The sequence below is a fragment of the Enterobacter sp. 120016 genome (genome assembly GCF_018383635.1).
GTDB classification, from domain to species: Bacteria; Pseudomonadota; Gammaproteobacteria; order Enterobacterales; family Enterobacteriaceae; genus Enterobacter; species Enterobacter asburiae_D.
Map to the genome: position 1 here is coordinate 1 of NZ_JAHAWC010000061.1, position 248 is coordinate 248.

General features: G+C 58.5%; 1 protein-coding gene. It reads right to left on the reverse strand.

Annotation, left to right across the window (positions count from 1 at the left end; all coding sequences use genetic code 11):
- On the reverse strand, window positions 1–248 hold a 248-nt coding region (locus KIF87_RS23115; RefSeq protein WP_213330867.1), incomplete at both ends, for a prealbumin-like fold domain-containing protein.

The following is a 248-nucleotide window of genomic DNA, read 5'->3' on the forward strand; positions in this document are numbered from 1 at the left end:
AGCGCCGGATCGACGGCCCGGGCGTAATAGCTTTTACCTGCCTTCAGGTCAGTAAAAACGGCCCTGCCGCTTTCATCCGTTATTTTTACGTCAACTCGTTTGTCAGGGGCAAACGAGGGGGTTTCATACAGCTCAATGCTGGCGTCCGGGACTGGCAGGTCGGTTATCGACTGGTGCCTGAGGACCACGGTAAGGGTGCGGTTTTTCGGGCAGACAATCGCCGCGCTGAGCGCCCTGCCGTCATCGTC